Below are 21303 nucleotides of genomic sequence, written 5' to 3' on the forward strand. Positions count from 1 at the left end.
CTAAATGAAAATGTCTGTCTAATAATAAATATCCAAAATGATTTTCGATTTAGAACTATCAACAATTTTTTCGATTCTTTTAAAGAATTCTTCGTTAACCATTGGGCAACCGTGGCTGTTTGAAATATAATAATCTTGTTCGTCTAATGGTACTGCAGAATAATGATGTAACACTATAGCTCTTTTTAAAGCATTATTATTTGTTTCATCTAATCCATTTAAGCGATAGGCTTTTCCGAATATTCCAGTGTAGCATTTCTCGATTGAATATCTGCCTAATGCAGTGCAATTGGAATTTGGTGTATTGCTAAATTTAAGTTCTCCTCTAATTCCGGTTTCAGATCCTGATCCGTGAGCTACAAGTCCCTGATCTAAAATTTTGTTATTAACAAGGTCATAAACAAAGAAACGATTTTTACCAGACTTGATTCTCATGTCAACTAAAAATGCAATTTTAGTATTATACTGAGGACCGGCGTACACCATTTCTCTTACCGTATTTACGTGATAGTTGATTCTTTCGATTTCAACATCACTAAGGGATTCATCTTTAAAATTAAGCTTTGAGGTATTAAAAAGACCTGCCGTGAAAAATAAAATTAGATAAAATAGTTTCATAAAATTACCTATTGAAAGTTTAAAATTAGTCCAAAAAGACTCGTGTTTGCCGCCAATGTATATCGTGAATATGAATAATTAAATTTTAAACGATTCATTTTCAAACCGAAACCTAAAGAAATCCCTGAGAAATTACGTTGTTCATTTATTCTCAATTCTTCTGCCCTTCTAAAATTGTAACCTAACCTCAAATTGACTGCCTTTTGAGGGAAAAGTTCCACACCAAAAACAACATGTCGCAAAGCATTATTTACAAAGGAAACTTTTTCCTCACTTGTTGTTCCATCAATATTGGTTTCTCCGCGAACAGGGTTCGAAAAAGACACATTCCATTGTTGTAAATTTTCTAACGATAGATGCCAACGAAGCGGGACATGTTCTAATTCTTGTGATACACCAGCAATGATTTCAAACGGTAAATTCTCTTGTATTCCTGAATAAGTTGTAAACTGCGTCCCTATATTACGAAATACTACGGCCAAATTTACATTATTTTTTTGAATTTCATACATAATTCCCACATCAATTGCACCACCAATAGAATTATAACTTTCTAAAGTCGAAGTTATTAACTTAGCATTTGCACCAATATGCACATCTGTAAAGGGAATATTATAAGCGTAACCCAGAGAAAGCGCACCTTCACTTCCTGAGAAATCTGAAGTTGACTGACCATTTTCGTCATAACCTTCGAAGGTTCCATAATTAACATAACTTACTCCTGCATAAAAAGTTTGGACATGTCGATCATAGGTATAAGCATATGAAGCAGTTCCGTAAGAAGCTTCTCCATAATAACTGCCATAATTCATTGCTAAATGGTTATCCATATCTTCATTTAAAGCAGCAGGGTTTGCCATTGCCTGATTAACGTCTTCATCATAAATTGTTATGTTTTCGCCTCCTAATGCTGCCTGTCTTGGTGACGAGGTCAGATTAAGAAACTGATAAATGTAACGCCCTCCAATTTGCCCGTAGGAAATCGAGCAAATAAAGATAAAAAAAAGTAAAACAAATCGTTTTAACATGCTTTTGGGGCGATTCCTATATGGGAATAACGCAAATGCGAAGATAAAATTATATAACGGATAAAATAAAATTAACCTTTAAATAAATTACAATAAAAAAAATCCAAATTCCAACGTACTAGGTTTGGAATTTGGAATTTAAAATATTGGAATTTACTTTAAAATTTATTTTAAAGTTTTTGCATTTTTTACATTTTGATCTGTTAAGGCCAAAGCCAGAACTTCACTCATTTCTTTCACATAATGAAATGTCAGGCCATCTAAATATTCGGCTTTAATTTCATCAATATCACTTTTGTTTTCATGACATAAAATGATTTCTTTAATCCCGGCTCTTTTGGCAGCAAGGATTTTCTCTTTAATTCCGCCAACAGGCAAAACTTTTCCACGAAGTGTAATTTCCCCTGTCATTGCCAGGTTTTTCTTTACTTTTTTCTGAGTTAATAAAGAAACTAAAGAAGTCAGCATCGCAATACCTGCACTCGGTCCGTCTTTTGGTGTTGCACCTTCAGGAACGTGTAAGTGAATATTATATTTTTGGAACAACTCTGTATTTAAACCTAACTTTTTGGCATTGGCTTTAATATACTCTAAAGCAATAGTAGCCGACTCTTTCATTACAGTTCCTAAATTTCCTGTAATACTTAAAGAACCTTTTCCTTCAGAAATTAAAGATTCAATAAATAAAATATCTCCGCCAACACTTGTCCAGGCTAAACCTGTAACTACTCCGGCAACATCATTATTCTCATATTTATCACGCTCTAATCTTGGCACACCTAAAACTGTTACAATATCTTCATCTGTAACTTTTTTGTTGTACTCCTCTTCCATCGCCACTGATTTGGCAGCGTTACGAATTACCTGAGCAATTTTGGTTTCTAAGTTACGAACACCAGATTCACGAGTATAACCTTCAACGATTTTCTCTAATTGTTTTTTACCAATTGTCAAATCTTTCGAAGTTAAACCATGCGCTTCTAATTGTTTTGGAAAAAGATGTCTTTTTGCAATTTCTACTTTTTCCTCAATGGTATAACCTGACATTTTAATCACTTCCATTCTGTCACGCAACGCTGGCTGAATCGCTGACATATTGTTTGACGTAGCGATAAACATCACTTTAGATAAATCATAACCCATTTCAAGGAAGTTATCATAAAAAGCATTGTTTTGTTCCGGATCTAAAACTTCTAATAAAGCTGAAGACGGATCACCACTGTTTCCGCTTGACAATTTATCAATTTCATCTAAGATAAAAACAGGATTTGAAGTTCCGGCCTTCTTTAAACTTTGAATAATTCTACCTGGCATTGCACCTATATAAGTTTTTCTGTGTCCGCGAATCTCTGCTTCATCACGTAATCCTCCCAAAGAGATACGCACATATTCACGACCAAGAGCTTCAGCAACTGAACGCCCAATAGATGTTTTTCCAACTCCCGGAGGTCCTGTCAAACAAATAATTGGCGATTTCATATCGTTACGAAGTTTCAATACAGCCAAATGTTCGATCATTCTTTTCTTAACTTCTTCAAGTCCAAAATGATCTTTATCTAATATCTTCTGTGCATGTTTTAAATCAAATTTATCTTTAGAATATTCGCCCCAAGGCAACTCTAAAAACAACTCTAAATAGTTACGCTGAATTCCAAAATCTGGCGATTGCGGATTCATTCTGCGCATTTTAGATAATTCTTTTTCGAAATGTTTCTGCGTTTTTTCATCCCATTTTTTGGTTTTCGCTTTCTGCCCCATTTCGTCCATTTCCTCTTCTTGCGAAACGCCTCCCAATTCTTCCTGAATGGTTTTCATTTGCTGGTGCAGGAAATATTCACGTTGTTGCTGATCTAAATCAAAACGAACTTTTGACTGAATATCATTCTTCAATTCTAATTTTTGAAGTTCAACATTCATATAACGTAATGTTTCTAAAGCACGTTCTTTTAGTCCGTTTATCGATAACAAGCCTTGTTTTTCTTTTACCGATAAATTCATATTAGAAGAAACAAAATTGATCAAAAACGACTGACTTTCAATATTTTTAATCGCAAAAGTAGCTTCTGAAGGAATGTTTGGACTTTCTTTTATAATTTGGATAGCCAATTCTTTTACAGAATCTAAAATAGCTGTAAACTCAGTATCATTTTCATCGGGACGATCTTCAGAAACTTCTTTAATCGTTGCTGTAATATAAGGCTCTTCTGAAACTACTTCATCAATTTCAAAACGTTTTTTTCCTTGTAAAATAACCGTTACGTTTCCGTCAGGCATTTTTAAAACACGAAGAATTCTCGCAACGGTTCCAATTTTATGAATATCATCTTTAGACGGATCTTCATCTTCTTCATTAATTTGAGAAACCACACCAATAATTTTTCCGCCGGCATTGGCATCGTTTATTAGTTTAATAGATTTATCCCGTCCGGCAGAAATTGGAATAACAACTCCCGGAAATAAAACAGTATTACGTAAAGGTAAAATAGGCAACGAAAGCGGAAGCTCTTCGTTATTCATTTCCTCTTCGTCTTCTGGAGTTAATAATGGAATTAATTCTGCTTCTGAATCAAATTCCTGAAGTGACAGATTGTCAATAGTAAGTATTTTATGATTTGACATAATAGTATATAAGTCGTTTTGTCATTAAAAGTTGAATGCAAGTTGTAAATTTAATCTCAAATACTCTAGTTTTTTGTAGAACTATAAGAAGTGTTTCATTTACAACACAGGCGGTAAAAATAGACAATCATTATGCCAAATGCAAAAGAGTCAGTTTTGAAATTCATTTTTAATTGACAAATCTAATTATTTCAAAAAAAATAAAATTAATTTTATGAAAAGTGTAACATATCAAAAAAAGCAAAGTCCTTATAAAAAACTAGCAACCATTACTTGAGTATAACCAATCAAAATATCGAAGAATTAATCGCGCTTTGTAAAAACAATAATCAAAAGGCACAATTTGAAATTTACAATCGTTACAGTAAAGCCATGTACAACGTAGCTTACAGGATTGTAAAAGACGAACATTTTGCACAAGACGTCATGCAGGAAGGTTTCTTGAAAGCTTTTACAAAAATAAACGATTACAAACAGGAAGTCGCTTTTGGCGCGTGGCTTAAAAAAATTATTGTCAATTACAGTATTGATTTTTACAAAAAGAATAATGCTTTTCAGGTCGAAGATCTAAGCAAGACACTTTATAAGATCGAAGAAAATGACAGTTTTTTTTCTGAGAATATTGATCTGAATTCACTTAAAGTAAAACAGGTGTTAGATACTATTTCAGGCCTCAAAGATAATTATCGAATGGTATTAACACTCTTTTACATTGAAGGCTACGATCAGGAAGAAATTTGCGAAATTTTGAATATAAGTTATGCCAATTGCCGAACAACATTGAGCAGAGCAAAAGAAAGTTTACGAAAAAAATTAGAGGAGCTATGAAATCGCCACTTTAAACAATTTTGTAGCAACAAAAAACAAATAAAAAGGCGATACCCTATATCACCTCTAAAAAATAAAAAATTGGATACATGAAAAAGGAAAATGACAGTTTAGATCAATTATTTGAAAAATTTGAGAATCAATGGGATGTGCAGGAAATGAATTCTGACCATCAGGTAGATTTTCTCAATAAATTGAACAATAAGAAACAGCCAAAAAGAAAAAACTATTGGTTCGTAACCGCTATTGCCGCATCGATCGTATTAATGTTGGGAGTCTCTATATTTTACAAGAATGAAAAGCCAAAAGAATTCAAATTTGCCTCAAAGGAAACACAGCGAACAGATTCAATTTTTAGCATTTTAATAGATAATGAACTTGTAAAATTAAAAGAAAAGAGCTCACCGGAAAACGAACAAATCATAAATGACGCATTAAAACAAATGAAAGTTTTTGATGCCGATTATCAAAAAATCATTAATGAATTACAAAAGAATGGCGAAAACAAACAAATAATTTACGCCATGATCAGCAATCTGCAAACCAGGATATCATTTTTGCAGACTGTCTTAAAAAGAATTGAAGAAAACGAAAATCTAAAAAACACCACAGATGACAAAACATTATAAAATAGTAATTCTGCTCCTTTTAATTCCTTTCCTGGGATTTTCAAATGATGACATTTTTATTTCAAAAGAAAAAAATATCAAAAAAACCTATATAGTAAACTCGAATGCCGGAATTGATATCGACAACAAATACGGAAACATTTCAATATCAACCTGGGATGAAGATAAAATTGATATTGATATTACTATAAAAGTAACTGGAGGAAATGAAAATTGGGTAAACGAAAGATTAAACAGCATTGATATTGATATTATAGCCTTAAAATCTATGGTAACCGCCGTGACAAAATTGGGTAGCTCATCTATAAAAAGCAAAGGGAGTAATAATAGTTTTGAAATTAATTATGTGATAAAAATTCCAAAAAACGGAACTGTAAAATTGATGAATAAATACGGTAATATAAACATTCTTACTATAGAAGGTGCTTCCGATATTACCTGTAAATATGGAAAAGTATCAGTTGGAAAATTAAATAATACTGACAATAGGTTTCAAATTGAATATTGTCAAAATTCTACAATTGATTATATTAAAAATGGAACTGTTGAAGCTCGCTATTCCGGATTAAAAATAAATGATTCAGGCAATTTGAATCTTGATACAAATTATACTGATTTGGTTGTTGCTGATGGGCAAAACATTAAATATGATTGTAATTACGGTACTTTGAAGTTTCAGAAAATAAGTTCTTTTTCAGGATCTGGAAATTATCTTACCATTTCTATTGCCGAAATTTCAAACAATGTAAATGTCGACGCCACGTACAGCAAAATAAGTATCTCTAATATAACAAGTAAAGCAAATAATGTAAATATCAAAACTGATTATACTGATATTTCCCTAGGATATGATGTGAATTATGCTTTTGATTTTGACATTAACACGAAGTACGGAAACATAAAAAGCGATCATTCTTTAGAGGTCTCAGTAACTGAAACTAAAAACGCCTCGAAAAGAATCAGCGGCTTTAATAAGAAAAAAGGACAAAATAAAGTATTAATAAATTCTAATTACGGAAACGTAACACTAATCAAAAAACAATAACCTAAAAATAAAAAAATGAAAAAAGCAGTTCAATTATTCGTTTGCAGTGCATTTCTATTAAGTTTTGCAGCAAACGCACAATCTTCAGGTAGCAGAATTGATGGAAATGGAAAAGTGGTAACCCAAACAAGAAATACAGCTGAGTATGATGCTATTAAAGTTTCCGGCTCTTTTGATGTAGATCTGGTTGCAGGAAAGGAAGGAAAAATCACCATTAAAGGTGAAGAAAACATATTGGATCTTATTGTAGTTGAAGTAGAAGACAATACACTTAAAATTCAGGTGAAGAAAAACACAAATATACACTCCAGTATGGGTAAAAAAGTTCACCTTACTGTACCATTTGAGAAAATTTCTGAATTAAATTTATCGGGTTCTGGAGATATTCAATCAAAGGATGCTATAAAAACTGATAAATTCTTAGCAAGGCTTTCCGGTTCAGGAAATTTTAACTTAGCTCTTAATGCTGCTGCTTTAGAACTTAATTTAAGCGGTTCTGGAAATGTACGCCTTAAAGGTTCTGCTGATAGTTTTACAACAAAACTTTCTGGTTCCGGAAACATAGATGCGGGAGAATTAAAATCAAAAATCGTTGATGTTAATGTTTCCGGATCGGGAGATAGTAAAGTTAACTGCAGCGAAAATTTAACTGCAAGAGTTTCAGGATCAGGCGATATTAAATATACTGGTAATCCAGAAAAACGAGATGTAAAAGTTTCTGGTTCGGGAAATATTTCAAAAGCATAAATTTTCATAGAGGCTCAATAATAAAAGAATTTCAAAAAAATCATCTAATCAAAATCAAAAAATGAACAGAATTACCCTTCTTTTATTATTGAGCTTTACCATTTCAATCTTCAGCCAGCAAAAACAAAATACATTATCGGAAAATGAAATTTTTTCAATAATGGATAAAAATGCTAATCTCTTACTAAAAGATTCAAAAGCCCATTCTGTTTCAATAGCTATTATTAGTAATGGCAAACCTCATACGAGGCATTATGGTGAAATTGACAAAGGAAAAGGCAATAAAGCAAATGATACTACTTTGTTTGAAATAGCTTCTGTGACAAAAGTATTTACCGGAACTCTGGTCGCTAATGCCGTCTTAGAAGGAAAGATAAAACTTGATGACGATATTAGAAAATACTTAAAAGAACCTTTTTCTAATTTAGAATACAAAGGAAATCCGATACGAATTAAAGATCTGCTTACTCACCGCAGTGGTATTCTAACTCCTTTTCCAGATACTAAAGAAATTCGTCAAAAATATAGTCCTGATAGTTTTTTAGTTCATAAAAACAGACTTGATAAATCGTATACCAAAAATGATTTTTTTAATGCGTTGAGAAAAGTAAAAGTTGATACATTGCCGGGAACAACTTTTAAATACGGTGCATTAGGACCTGAATTATGTGCGCAAATTTTAGAAAACGTTTATCAAAAAGACTTTGAAGATCAATTGCGTCAGGTGATTTTTGATAAATTAAAGATGAATTCAACAAAAATCAAACTGAACAAAAATGATATAGCCGCAAATGGTTACAATGAAAGTGGACTACTAATGACTTCCTTGTCAAGTAATCTTTGGGGTGCATCAAAAATGCTTAAATCTACTATTGGAGATTTGACAAAATTTATCAAATTTGAATTGGATCGAAATAACAAAGTAGTTGTAGAGTCACATCGAAAAATTGCCTCAAATCCTGACATGGGATATTTTTGGGAAATCCAAACAGACAACAACGGAAATATAAGTTATACAAAAGATGGTGGTTCAAACGGTACTCAAAACATATTAAAAATATATCCTGACTCTAATTTTGGCTTTATTATTCTTATGAATCAAAGTGATAAAAATTCCGGTACATATCTGGAATCGGCAGTAAATAATTTAATGAATGACATAAAATCTTATGGTATTACAATAAGATAAAATTTCACTTTTTAATTTATTGTGTTATTCCTCATATCTTTTATCAAAAATAAATGCCAGGCAAATGCTTTTTTTAAAATCATCTGTCTGGCATCTATATAAAATAATATTGTTTCTCTTTTTTACTAATTCAAAATCTCCTTTTTAGGAACTCTTCTTAAAAGAAAAATTGCCATAACAAAGAAGATTCCTAAAATTGTAAAAGCGATACGTGGCCTTCCTGTTAATTGATCCACAATTCCGTAAAAACACATTCCTATTACGATTCCAATTTTCTCTGCAACATCATAAAAACTAAAAAATGATGCTGTATCTTCTGTTTCAGGTAATAATTTTGAATAGGTAGAACGTGATAAGGCTTGTATTCCTCCCATTACAAAACCTGCCACCGTTGCCATAACATAAAAGTGAATTGGCAATGTAATAAAAAAAGCAAGTCCACAAGAAACAGCCCAAATAGCATTTATTACAATTAAGGTTGGAATGTTGCCAAATTTGGAGGAAGCCCGAGATGTAAGAACAGCTCCAACTACCGCCACTAATTGTATAATTAAAATACAAGTAATTAATCCGATAGTACCTTCTTCTTTAGAAGCCCATTGAATTTCCTGCGCCCCAAAATAGGTAGCAACAAGCATTACTGTTTGTACCGCCATACTTGAAACAAAAAAACCTCCTAAATATCTTTTTAATGGAATGTTTTCCTTTAATAAAGCCCAAACTTTTTTCAACTCCTTGAAACCGTTAAAAACCACATCATTTGTTAATTTTTGCCCATTTTCCTTACTTCCCTTTGGCAAATAATAGTACGTATATTGACTAAATAATATCCACCAGACTCCAACCATAATAAAGGAATATCGCATAGCCTTCATCGCAGCTTCCCCATCAGTTCCCGTAATTCCAAAAAGTTTTGGTTTCATGATCATCGCTAAATTGATAATCAATAAAATTACACTTCCAATATATCCTAGTGAATATCCTTTTGCGCTAATTTTATCCTGCTGTTCTTCAAAAGCAATATCTGGTAAATAGGAATTGTAAAAAACTAAACTTCCCCAATATCCTATTAATCCAAGGAAATAAAATGCCAATCCGATATAAATATCATCAAGATCAAACCAATATAATCCCACACATGATAAAGCTCCTAAATAACAGAAAAATTTCATGAATGCCTTTTTATTCCCGACATAATCGGCAATTCCAGATAATAATGGAGATATAAAAGATACTACTAAGAATGCACCAGCTGTAGTAAAACTGATTAAAGCAGAATTTTTTAAGTGAAACCCAAAAACATCAATATAATGATTATCCTTTGGAAATAAAGCTTCGTAAAATATTGGAAATACTGCCGAAGCAATCGTAAGTGTATAAACTGAATTTGCCCAATCATAAAATGCCCAGGCATTTAATAATTTCTTATCTCCTTTTTGTAGGTTTTTCATAGAAATGGTTTTGTTAATGCGCTACGAATTTATCTATTTTTTATCATAATCAAATAGAATTTATTTAATTCCTGTATTATTAAATTATAAACAACCAGAATTTGCATCAAAAAAAAACCACTCTAAAAAGAATGGCTTTTAAATATTTTTGAAATTGAATTATCTGATTGTACCTACCTTTAGTGCGGTTGCTTTTGCTTCAGGAATTAATTTTTTCAAATTAGCAATTCTTGTTGCATCAGAAGGGTGTGTACTCATAAATTCAGGAGTTCCTCCCGCACCTGATTTGGCAGACATTCTGCTCCAAAAAGCAATAGCATCATCAGGGTTGTATCCTGCAATTGCCATTAATGTTAAACCAATTTTATCAGCTTCACTTTCATTGCTTCTACTAAAAGGAAGCATTACTCCTACTTCTGAACCAACTCCATAGGCTTGTGAAAATATTTGCCTTGTCGATTCTGATTTATTACTTGTTGCAGCGTCTAAAGCCACACCTCCTATTTGCTGTAATTGCGCAGCAGACATTCTTTGCGCTCCATGATTTGCCAATGCATGAGAAACTTCATGCCCCATAACTGTTGCTAAACCTGCTTCATCCTGTGTTACAGGTAAAATTCCAGAATAAACAACAATTTTGCCTCCAGGTAAGCACCAGGCATTAACTTCTTTATTATCAACTAATTTATACTCCCAACGATAATCTTTTAAATATTGAGTCTGACCTAAATAAGTTAGATATTTTTCTGCCGCTGCTTTAATTTTACTACCAACAAGATCAACTCTCTTAGCATCAGCAGTACCTGTTATTACTTTATTTTCAGCTATAAAAGCGTTATACTGTTGAAACGAAGTTGGAAAGAGTTCACTATTCGAAACAAAATTTAAATTTTGCTTTCCTGTGATTGGATTTGTCGCACATGCGCAAACTAATAGTGCTGCGAAAATTCCTATAGGTAAATACTTTTTCATTATTTATAAATTTTAAAATACTAAGTAAAAATACAAATATTATAATCTGATTTTTTTACACAATTAAATTAAAAGATATCATAATTTCATCATTCACCAATTATATGAAGTTCATTAAATCCTTTATCAACAAGTAAAACGTGACTTGATTCAAATACAATTTTATCAAATTCTACTTTTTCATTATCGATTTCGATTTCAGTAACTTTAAACGGCAATCCAATTAAGTTAATTTTGTATTTACTGTAAGGAGTATCGTATTTCCCTTCTTTATGCAATTGAATAATCAGTTCTTTTTCTTTTCCTATGGTTCTAAAGGATAAATAGCTGTAACGGCCTTTTTTATAGTCGTATCCATCTTGCGCATCTTCATATACAAATGACTGTTCTTTGCCCATTTTAAAATATAAATCAAGTGTCAATTCATCAAATTCAAGTTCACCAACATACTGCTGAACTGGATATTTTGGAATAATAGCGCCAGCTTTTACAAAGACTGGAATTTCATCAAATTTAGTATCAACCCAAACTTCTCTTCCACCAATTGCAAACTCATTTGTCCAGTAGTTATACCATTCACCTCTTGGAATATACATGCGTCTACCTACAGCATTAGGTTCAAGAATTGGACATACTAAAATTTGATTTCCGAAAATAAACTCGTCATTGCGATAATGCGTTTGAATATCTTCCTGATCATAATAAACAAGAGGTTTTAACATTGGAACACCTTCTTCAATATATTGCCAGAACATGGTGTACAAATAGGGTAATAACTGATAACGAAGACTCACAAACTTTCTGGTAATATTGATTACTTCCTCGTCAAAAGCCCAAGGTTCCTGATTTCCATGATCACCTGAAGAATGTGTTCTGCAAAAGGGATGAAAGACCCCTAACTGAATCCAACGAGCATATAACTCTCCTGTTGGTTGTTCTGCAAAACCTCCAATGTCTGAACCTGTGAAACCCATTCCTGAAATACACATTCTCTGAACCTGAATATTAGCAATCCACAAATGTTCCCAGGTCGCGACATTATCACCTGTCCAGGATGATGTATAACGTTGTGCACCTGAATAAGCAGATCTGGTTATAACAAAAGGTCGTTTAGGATAGGCAAAACGTTTTACGCCATGATACGTAGCTCTCGCCATTTGTGTACCGTATATATTATGCGCTTTTCTATGGCTACAAGGGTTTCCATCATAAACATGACGAACATCCATTGGGAAAGTCTTATTCGGGACCTCCATTACCGCCGGTTCATTCATATCATTCCAAACTCCTTTTACCCCAATATCTGAAATTAATTCTTTAAATAATCCTGCCCACCATTCTCTAACTACGGGATTTGTATAATCTGGAAAATTACATTCTCCTGGCCAAACTTTTCCTTTCATATAAGGTCCATCGGCCCTTTTGCAGAAATAATCTTTTTCTAAAGCTTCTTTGTAAACCCAGTAATCTTTATCGATTTTAATTCCGGGATCGATAATAACAACCGTTTTAAAACCATCTTCGGCTAATTCGGCCACCATTTTTTTTGGATCGGGAAAGTATTGCTTATTCCAGGTAAAACATCGAAAACCTTCCATATAATCGATGTCCAGATAAATAGCATCACACGGAATTTTAAGTTCTCTAAATTTTGAAGTAATTTCTTTTACTTTACTCTCCGGATAGTAACTCCATTTACATTGATGATAGCCCAAAACCCATAAAGGCGGTAATTCAGGTTTACCTGTTAAATCTGTATAAGTCGTAACAACATCCTGCATCTGCGGGCCGTAAATAAAATAATAATTCATTTCACCGCCTTCAGCCCAAAAGCTGGCTACATTTCTTCTTTCCTGACAAAAGTCAAAAAAAGTTCTAAAGGTATTATCAAAGAAAATACCATAGGATTGTTTATTCTGTAACCCAATATAAAAAGGAACTACTTTATATAATGGATCCTGTTCTTTTTGAAAAGCATATTGATCAGTTGCAAAATTTTCCAATCTTTTGCCTTTTAAATTCATTTGAGTGGCTTTGTCACCAAGCCCGTAAAAACATTCTCCATCTTTAGAAGACTTACTCATTTTTACAATATTTCCGCCATATTCATAGCTTTCTTCCCAATGAAAACCAAGTTCATCTTCCAAAATCAAAAGATCACTTAGATCATAAATTGACAAACGAAGATCTGCTTTTTGAATTTTGCATTTTACTTTGCTGGTTCTTATCAAAAAATAAGTTTCCTCTTCAGTAAGCTCCAGAAAATTATAACCGTGAAGTTGCGTTTTATCAATTGCGTATGAAAAGTCATTACTAAAATAACCTTTAGTGGTAAAACGAAACCGAATTAAACTGTCTCTAAGAATAGTGACTTTTAAGATTACTTTATTATCTGTATGAAAGAAAATGGAATCGCCTTCATGTTCATACGAGACAATTTTTGATGGATATAAATCGCCTTTATATTCTAATGATGTATTTGTAATCATATCGCTAATGAATTAATTATTCTAACTATATCGCTATTTCAAACATACAAAAAAACTACATAAAGCGCTATGAATATGAGGTTTATTCACGAAAACGTTTTTTCTGTCTGAGTAACAAATTACATCTCAAAAAATCAACAATTCGGTAATATTAGAATCAAAAAATGATAAAATGATATTCTGAAAATTAATACAGAAATTTTATGTAAATGAATAAACAGTGACACTCAACGGAGGCAAGGTTAATTCTACAGAATAATCGCGGCCATCATAAGGTGAAGATTCAATTTTTAAATTGCTTGCATTTCCAATGCCGCTCCCTCCATAAATCGCAGCATCAGTATTAAAAATCTCAATTAATTTACCTTTCTGTGAAATTCCAATTCTATAATTTTCACGAACAACTTGTGTGAAATTTCCAACAATGACTAAATTTTCTTTGGCATTATTTCCTTTTCGAATATAAGACAAAACGGCATTTTGATGATCAGAATAATTGATCCATTCAAAACCTTCACCAGTAAATTGCTTTTCATACAATGCAGGTTGTGATTTATATAATTGATTCAAATCTGTAATTATTCTTTTTATACCTGAATGATAATCATACTGAAGTAAGTGCCAATCTAGACTTTTCTCAAAATTCCATTCATCGCTCTGTCCAAATTCAGATCCCATAAATAACAATTTAGTTCCCGGATGTGTAAACATATAACCGTACAACAATCTTAAATTGGCAAATTTCTGCCATTCATCTCCTGGCATTTTATTGGCAATAGATTTTTTACCGTACACTACTTCGTCGTGAGAAAACGGAAGCATAAAATTCTCTGTAAAAGCATATGTCATAGAAAAAGTCAAATCATTTTGATGGTATTTTCTATAAACTGTTTCTTTTTGAAAATATTTTAACGTATCGTGCATCCAGCCCATCATCCATTTCATTCCAAAACCCAAACCTCCTGTAAAGGTTGGCCTTGAAACCATTGGAAAAGAAGTGCTTTCTTCAGCAATAGTTTGAACTCCAACAAAATTAGCATAAATTACTTCATTGAATTCTTTAAGAAAACTTATAGTATCCAGATTCTCTCTTCCTCCGTAAATATTCGGTTCCCACTCACCTTCTTCTCTTGAATAATCAAGGTAAAGCATTGAAGCAACAGCATCAACTCGTAATCCGTCTGCATGATAATGGTGTAGCCAAAAAACAGCGTTGCTAATTAAGAATGCACGAACTTCATTTCGTCCATAGTTAAAAACCAAGCTTTTCCAATCCGGATGATATCCTTTTCGGCGATCCGGATGTTCATATAAATGCGATCCGTCGAAGAAACCCAAACCGTGCGCATCATCTGGAAAATGGGAAGGAACCCAATCCAGAATAACTCCAATTCCGGCTTGATGTAATTTATCAACCAAAACCATAAAGTCTTGCGGTTTTCCAAAACGAGAAGTTGGCGCAAAATATCCCGTCAATTGATATCCCCAAGAGGGATCATAGGGATACTCCATAATAGGCATAAATTCCACGTGTGTAAATCCGGTTTCTTTCACATAAGTAACTAAATCATCAGCAAGTTCTAAATAACTTAAAAACCTGTTATGATCACCTCGTTTCCATGAACCTAGATGCACTTCATAAACAGAATAAGGTTTATCTAAACCGTTATGATTTTGGCGCGATTGCATCCAATTTTCATCTTTCCATTTATAATCCAAATCCCAAACAACAGAAGCTGTATGAGGAGGATTTTCACAATACAACGCAAAAGGATCAGCTTTTTCAGTTACAATTCCATTTATATTCGATTGAATTTTGTACTTGTACAAAGCGCCTTTTGTAATCTCAGGAATAAAGCCTTCCCAAATTCCGGAAGAATCCCAGCGAACTTGCAATTGATGTTCATTTCCTGCCCAATAATTAAAATCACCTACAACAGAAACTGATTGCGCCGTTGGTGCCCAAACGGCAAAATAAACACCTTTTACTCCGTTAACTTCAACTAAATGCGCTCCTAACTTTTCATATAATTTGAAGTGTTTTCCTGCTTTAAATAAATCAATATCAAAATCAGTAAATAGAGAATGCGTGATTACTTTATTCATATTTGGTTTTTATGGCAATAATTAATTTTTATAATTTATTCTATTCTGAAATTATCAGAGAGCACCGCTCCTTTTTTAATAACTACAATACCATCTTTTATACTGTACAACTCGTTAGTAAAATTATCTAAATGCTTACCTCCGCTGATATGAACATTGTTTCCAATGCGCACATTTTTGTCAATCAGAGCGTTTTGTATAAAGCAGTCTTCACCAATTCCAACATGAATTTTATTTATATTAGCTTCGTGGTTTAACTCATCAAGATCCTGATAGAAATCGTTCCCCATGACATAACAGTTTTCAAGCACAGTTCCTGATCCAATTCTGGAACGAATGCCAATTACAGAACTCTTAATTTCTTTGGCATTAATAATACATCCTTCAGAAATTAACGATTGATTGATAATGGAATTTCTAAACTTTGAAGGCGGTAATAATCTTGGTCTTGTGAAAATTTTGTTGTCATTATCAAATAAGTTAAATTCAGGAATATCAGCTGTTAAACCGATATTTGCTTCAAAAAACGATTCGATATTTCCAATGTCAGTCCAATATCCTTCGTATTGATAACTTAAAATTTTATGCTTTCCAACAGCTTGCGGAATGATTTCTTTTCCAAAATCTTTTGTGTGAGGATCGGCCATTAAGTCTTCCAATAATTGACGATTGAAAATATAGATTCCCATTGAAGCAAGATATTTTTTACCTTTCTCTTGCATTTGCTCGCTTACTTCAGATTCCCATTGTGGTAAAAGAGAAGCATCCGGCTTTTCTATAAACGATTCTACACAATTTTCATGATTCGTTTTCAGAATTCCAAATTCAGGCGCGTCTTTAGCATTTACAGGCAAAGTGGCTATTGAAATAGCTGCCTCTGCTGCAATATGCGCTTCCAGCATTTCGTTAAAATCCATTTGATACAATTGATCTCCTGATAAAATTAAAGCGTAATCGAACTCATGTTTAAGAAAATGCGACATACATTGCCTAACAGCATCCGCTGTACCCTGAAACCAGGTAGGATTGTCCGGAGTTTGCTCTGCTGCCAAAATATCGACAAACGATTGACTGAAAATACTAAAATTAAAAGTGTTTTTGATATGTGCGTTTAATGATGCTGAATTAAACTGTGTCAAAACGAATATTTTGAAAATATCAGAATTTATACAATTTGAAATAGGAATATCAACTAACCGGTATTTTCCACCAATTGGCACTGCTGGTTTAGATCTTGTTTCTGTTAATGGAAACAAACGCGATCCTTGTCCTCCTCCTAAAATAATAGCAACTACATTTTTCTTTTTAAATTTCATTTTTCTCAATTATTAGGTTGTATATCTCAATATATTCTTGGCAAACTCTTTCCCAGGAATGATCTGTTGCCATTCCTTTTTTTATAATTTCATTGAAATATATTTTATCATCATACAATTTTACCGCACGATTTATAGAATAACAAATATCTCCAACAGAAGCCTGATCGTGGCAAATTCCGTTTCCATTATCACCAAAATCAATTACAGTATCTCGCAATCCACCAGTCCTTCTAACAATTGGAACTGTTCCGTATCGCAAAGCATACATTTGATTTAATCCACAAGGTTCAACTCTCGAAGGCATTAAAATATAATCAGAACCTGCATATATTAAATGAGCCAATTCTTCATTATAACCTATAAAAACATTGTAATTTCCATTATAATCAGTTCGCAATTGTATTAATTGCTCTTCAATAACTGAATTTCCAGATCCCAAAATCAAAATATTAATATTTTCAAAATTTTCAGATAAAGCCAAAGCCGATGCCTGTGGCAATAAATCTCCTCCTTTTTCCTCAAATAAACGCCCAATAAAACTAAAAAGTGGTTTTGTTGGATCTAATTCAAATTGCTCACACAACTTTTCTTTATTCTTTTGTTTTCCATTTTCAAAACTTGCTATTGAATAATTTTCGACAATCATTTGATCTTTTGAAGGATCCCAAACTTCAAAATCAATACCGTTTAAAATACCTTTTGATTTGCTTCTAACCAATTTAAACAAATCTTCTAAACCATTTGCGGCAATATTTATTTCATTCAAATAACTAGGAGAAACAGTTGTAACAGCATGTGCACACTTTACTCCAACAGCTAATGAATTGATAGAATTATTCCATTCTAAAAATCCAACATGAATCAAATCAAACTCTGGTAAATAATGAAGTTTATCAAACCCAAACCAGCCCTGATATAAACCATTATGAATAGTAATAACAGTTCTTACACTTCGTAAACTTTCATATTTATATCCATACTTCAACAAGAATGGAATTAATCCAGTATGATGATCATGACAATTAATCACATTTGGAACGGTTTCACGAGCGATAATCCAATCCAAAGTTGCTATTTGAAAAGATAAAAATCTTTCAATATCATCTTCATATCCGTATACGTTTGGTCTATCAAATAGTTCTTTAATCTCTATCAGATATAGTTCGTAACCTAATTTATTAGTTGTTTCTTTTAAAACACTAAACGGAAAATCGAAGTTTCCCAACTTAACATTTCCCCAATGAACGCATTCAAAAACATTTTCCTTTTTAAATTTTGTATCATAGCAAGGAATAACAACCCGAACCTGATGACCAGCATTTGTCTGATATTTTGGCAATGCTCCAACAACATCGGCTAAACCGCCAACTTTTGCCATTGGGTAACATTCTGCACTGATATGAAATATTTCCATTTTAGAAATTTATAAACATCTATTTATTGTACTACATTTATGTTTCCTAAATTTAGGAAAAAATAAGCAACATTTAGCCCTCATAAAAAATTTATTAATATGGCAAAAAAGGAAACTAATCCTACTAAATCATTAAAAATTCCGCAACTTATAATTTTATCTGCTAAATTATGTGCTTTTATATCCACTAAATTAGCAACCACTTATGCTGCCAAACTATTTACAACACCAATAAAACATAAAGTTCCCAAACGAGAACTTGAGATGGATTCCAAAAGTATCAAAAAGATAATAAATGTTCCTGCTATTGACAAAAATATAGTCACCTATGAATATGGAATAAGCGAGCAAAAAATCCTGTTAGTTCACGGTTGGTCCGGGAGAGGTACACAATTATTCAAAATAGCAGATGCATTGTTAAAAATTGGATATTCAACCATTAGTTTTGATGCGCCAGCTCATGGAAAGTCGCAAGGAAAAACTACTATAATGTCTGAATTTATTCATTCGATATTAGAAATTGAAAAACAATTTGGTCCTTTCGAAATTGCAATTGGCCATTCATTAGGAGGAATGTCAGTTTTGAACGCTATTAAGGATGGCCTACAAGTAGATAAAGCCATTATAATTGGAAGCGGTGATATTGTACAGGATATTTTGGATGAATTTACTGCGAAATTAGGCTTAAAATCCGAAATGAGCATAAAGTTACGCAATCATTTTGAAGATAAATATGAGGTAAAAATGGATGATTATTCAGCTTATAAAGCAGCTCAAAAAGTAAAAATTCCAGTTCTGGTAATACATGATAATGATGATCCGGAAGTATCTGTAAAAGCGGGCATTCACATTCATAAAAATTTAGTAAACGGATTATTATTTTTAACTGATGGTTTAGGTCATAGAAAAATTCTTGGAAATCAGAATGTTATAAATAAACTTATTAATTTCATTAAAACTAACTAATTTTGTGGCAGTTACATGCTTTTTATTTAATTCTAAAGAAATATAAAAATGAATTTATTTGGAGAAACATCAGATTGGGAACTGAAATTACAACCCATTTTGGAAAAATATAAAGGAAAGAAACATCCACTGGAATATCAAAATACATATCAATTAATGATCATGGTAATTTTATCTGCACAAGATTCAGATGCCAATATTAATAAAATTGCCCCATCTTTATTTAAAGAATTTCCCACTTTGAAAAGTTTGTCGCAGACAGATTCTGAAACTTTAATACCTTTCATCAGTAAAGTTCGAAATTATCCAACAAAAACACAATGGATTCTGGAAATTGCAAAAACGCTGAAAGAAGACAAAAATATTCCTTTAAACATGAAGGAATTAACCAGTTTGAAAGGAATTGGAAGAAAATCAGCTAATGTTATTTTAAGAGAAACAAACCAACCAGCGGAAGGAATAATAGCTGATCTTCACGTTATTAGAGTATCTCCAAGAATTGGAATTATAAAAGAAAGCAAAGACGGAACTAAAGTTGAAAAAGAACTCATGCAAGTTCTTCCAAAATCGATTTGGTCCGAAATTGGAATGGCGATTTCCTTTTTAGGAAGAGAAACCTGCAGGCCAAAACCAAAATGTGAGGAATGTGTGCTAGCAGATATCTGCCTTTATTATGCAACTCACGTGGCATAATAAAAGATTATTTTCTTCTCGTATCAATCAGATAAATAATTTACAGGAATCCTTTTCTTTAAATAAAGTAAAAGTATTCACACCTGAATGACTAAATTTATCATTTTAATAAAACTCATATGGCGCCCAAACATGCGCCATTGTGCCATCAATTTAAATAGTACAACTTAAAATTTTCTCTTCAAATTTCAAAGTTGACGAAATTGAAGCAATCGATTTATAAATTCTTTTTCAGTTTAATCAGATAACTTATTAACCTTGATCACACTTTTACTTATTGACTGAAGAATTACATTGTCAGCGCAAACTGACTTTATTTTAATCGTATATTTTTGATGGAATCCTTCAAAAAAGTATTTTATCGTTTTTTGAACTTCTTGTTTTTGTGCATCCGAGGATAATCCGAAAAAAAGAAAAAAACATATAATAAAACACCTTTTCCCCTACTGCCGAATTCTTTACCAATTTTAAAGTCCTTACAAAGGCGTTTGGTTTAGGATGGATATTTTCATAAGCCATTTCATATGCCTATAGCAAGCCAGCATCTGTGCAACACTCATTTTATCGCAAGGACTTTTGATTCTTATCCTATTTTTAAATTCATGACAATCCCCTGTATGAAAAATATTTTTTCTTTTTTGATTTTATTGAAGTTTTCGGCAATGGCAATAATACGGCAAATGTATAAAATTTAAGATCAGAATATCGCAGAGAAGTTTTTCAAGTGTATGCCTGATGCGTTTTTCACGTCGCAGCGTGCCGCGCTATCGGCTATATTCCCGATTAAGAAAAACTACGGCAAGAAACCTTGTTTTTCTAAATCGCCAGATGCCGCTCCCATTTGAGCGTGGTTTACGATTCAAGAAGTATTTCAGAAGAAATTCCAATACTTAAATCCCAAATTCCAATCCAGAGTACCAAAAAGCTTAGTTTTACTCCCAGAAGAATTCAGCACAGCAACTACTATTTAACCGCAAAGCACACAAAGAATTACGCAAAGTTACACCACCAAAAGCCTTTGCGACCTTAATAAAGGCAGCAACAAAGTATAAAGAAAAAAAACCTTTGCGCTCTTTGCGGTTAAAAATCTTACCGCAAAGCACGCAAAGGGATACGCAAAGCTCGCAAAGTTACACCACACAGCTTTGCGAACTTAATAAAGACAACCGCAACACAAAAAAAAATCTTTG

At 32.6% G+C, this 21303-nt stretch carries 16 protein-coding genes; 7 read left to right on the forward strand and 9 right to left on the reverse strand.

Annotated features, from left to right (window positions below; genetic code table 11):
- Positions 1-18 precede the first annotated feature (18 nt).
- The 3 genes from B0A65_RS03010 to lon form a co-directional block, all read right to left on the reverse strand.
- On the reverse strand, positions 19-618 hold the full coding sequence (locus B0A65_RS03010) for a murein L,D-transpeptidase catalytic domain-containing protein (protein ID WP_074661664.1): 600 nt from the start codon (positions 616-618) through the stop codon (positions 19-21).
- Between the two features lie 8 nt (positions 619-626).
- Entirely contained in the window at positions 627-1646 is a 1020-nt protein-coding gene (porQ, locus tag B0A65_RS03015; RefSeq protein WP_074661667.1) for a type IX secretion system protein PorQ, read from the reverse strand.
- Between the two features lie 165 nt (positions 1647-1811).
- Complete coding sequence (lon, locus tag B0A65_RS03020; RefSeq protein WP_074661670.1) at positions 1812-4265, reverse strand: endopeptidase La; 2454 nt, start codon at positions 4263-4265, stop codon at positions 1812-1814.
- A 273-nt stretch (positions 4266-4538) separates the two neighbouring features.
- On the opposite strand from lon, the gene B0A65_RS03025 reads away from it, so the two are divergent.
- The 5 genes from B0A65_RS03025 (at position 4539) to B0A65_RS03045 (ending at position 8703) form a co-directional block, all read left to right on the forward strand.
- Positions 4539-5093: an RNA polymerase sigma factor gene (locus B0A65_RS03025; RefSeq protein WP_072970633.1), complete on the forward strand. Its 555-nt coding sequence runs from the start codon at positions 4539-4541 to the stop codon at positions 5091-5093.
- Between the two features lie 89 nt (positions 5094-5182).
- A complete protein-coding gene (locus B0A65_RS03030; RefSeq protein WP_074661673.1) occupies positions 5183-5722 on the forward strand; it encodes an anti-sigma factor in 540 nt (179 codons plus the stop codon).
- On the forward strand, positions 5706-6767 hold the full coding sequence (locus B0A65_RS03035; protein ID WP_074661675.1) for a DUF4097 family beta strand repeat-containing protein: 1062 nt from the start codon (positions 5706-5708) through the stop codon (positions 6765-6767). Before B0A65_RS03030 ends, B0A65_RS03035 begins: the two co-directional genes overlap by 17 nt.
- A gap of 15 nt (positions 6768-6782) precedes the next feature.
- Positions 6783-7514 (forward strand): head GIN domain-containing protein, encoded by a 732-nt coding sequence (locus tag B0A65_RS03040; RefSeq protein ID WP_074661678.1) that lies wholly within the window; start codon positions 6783-6785, stop codon positions 7512-7514.
- A 61-nt stretch (positions 7515-7575) separates the two neighbouring features.
- The gene (locus B0A65_RS03045) at positions 7576-8703 is read left to right on the forward strand and encodes a serine hydrolase domain-containing protein (protein ID WP_074661680.1); all 1128 of its coding nucleotides are present in this window, start codon (positions 7576-7578) and stop codon (positions 8701-8703) included.
- A gap of 125 nt (positions 8704-8828) precedes the next feature.
- On the opposite strand, the gene B0A65_RS03050 is transcribed toward B0A65_RS03045, so the two are convergent.
- The 6 genes from B0A65_RS03050 to B0A65_RS03075 form a co-directional block, all read right to left on the reverse strand.
- Positions 8829-10154, reverse strand: a complete 1326-nt coding sequence (locus B0A65_RS03050) for an MFS transporter (protein WP_074661683.1) — start codon at positions 10152-10154, stop codon at positions 8829-8831.
- Positions 10155-10313: 159 nt separating this feature from the next.
- Positions 10314-11126: a M48 family metallopeptidase gene (locus tag B0A65_RS03055; RefSeq protein WP_074661685.1), complete on the reverse strand. Its 813-nt coding sequence runs from the start codon at positions 11124-11126 to the stop codon at positions 10314-10316.
- A gap of 89 nt (positions 11127-11215) precedes the next feature.
- On the reverse strand, positions 11216-13615 hold the full coding sequence (locus B0A65_RS03060) for a glycoside hydrolase family 31 protein (RefSeq protein ID WP_074661688.1): 2400 nt from the start codon (positions 13613-13615) through the stop codon (positions 11216-11218).
- A gap of 201 nt (positions 13616-13816) precedes the next feature.
- Positions 13817-15721: a 1,4-alpha-glucan branching protein GlgB gene (glgB, locus tag B0A65_RS03065; protein WP_074661691.1), complete on the reverse strand. Its 1905-nt coding sequence runs from the start codon at positions 15719-15721 to the stop codon at positions 13817-13819.
- 35 nt (positions 15722-15756) lie between these two features.
- Positions 15757-17037 (reverse strand): glucose-1-phosphate adenylyltransferase, encoded by a 1281-nt coding sequence (locus B0A65_RS03070; RefSeq protein ID WP_074661756.1) that lies wholly within the window; start codon positions 17035-17037, stop codon positions 15757-15759.
- Positions 17027-18454 carry a glycogen synthase gene (locus tag B0A65_RS03075; protein WP_074661693.1) on the reverse strand — a complete coding sequence of 476 codons (1428 nt, stop codon included), beginning with the start codon at positions 18452-18454 and terminating at the stop codon, positions 17027-17029. The genes B0A65_RS03070 and B0A65_RS03075 overlap by 11 nt, the downstream gene beginning before the upstream one ends.
- A gap of 99 nt (positions 18455-18553) precedes the next feature.
- Between B0A65_RS03075 and B0A65_RS03080 the strand changes: the two genes are divergently transcribed.
- Both B0A65_RS03080 and B0A65_RS03085 read left to right on the forward strand, forming a co-directional pair.
- On the forward strand, positions 18554-19420 hold the full coding sequence (locus tag B0A65_RS03080; RefSeq protein ID WP_074661696.1) for an alpha/beta hydrolase: 867 nt from the start codon (positions 18554-18556) through the stop codon (positions 19418-19420).
- Between the two features lie 48 nt (positions 19421-19468).
- The gene (locus B0A65_RS03085; RefSeq protein ID WP_074661698.1) at positions 19469-20113 is read left to right on the forward strand and encodes an endonuclease III domain-containing protein; all 645 of its coding nucleotides are present in this window, start codon (positions 19469-19471) and stop codon (positions 20111-20113) included.
- The last annotated feature ends 1190 nt before the right edge of the window (positions 20114-21303 follow it).

Source organism: Flavobacterium frigidimaris, from assembly GCF_002217275.1.
Taxonomy (GTDB): domain Bacteria; phylum Bacteroidota; class Bacteroidia; order Flavobacteriales; family Flavobacteriaceae; genus Flavobacterium; species Flavobacterium aquidurense.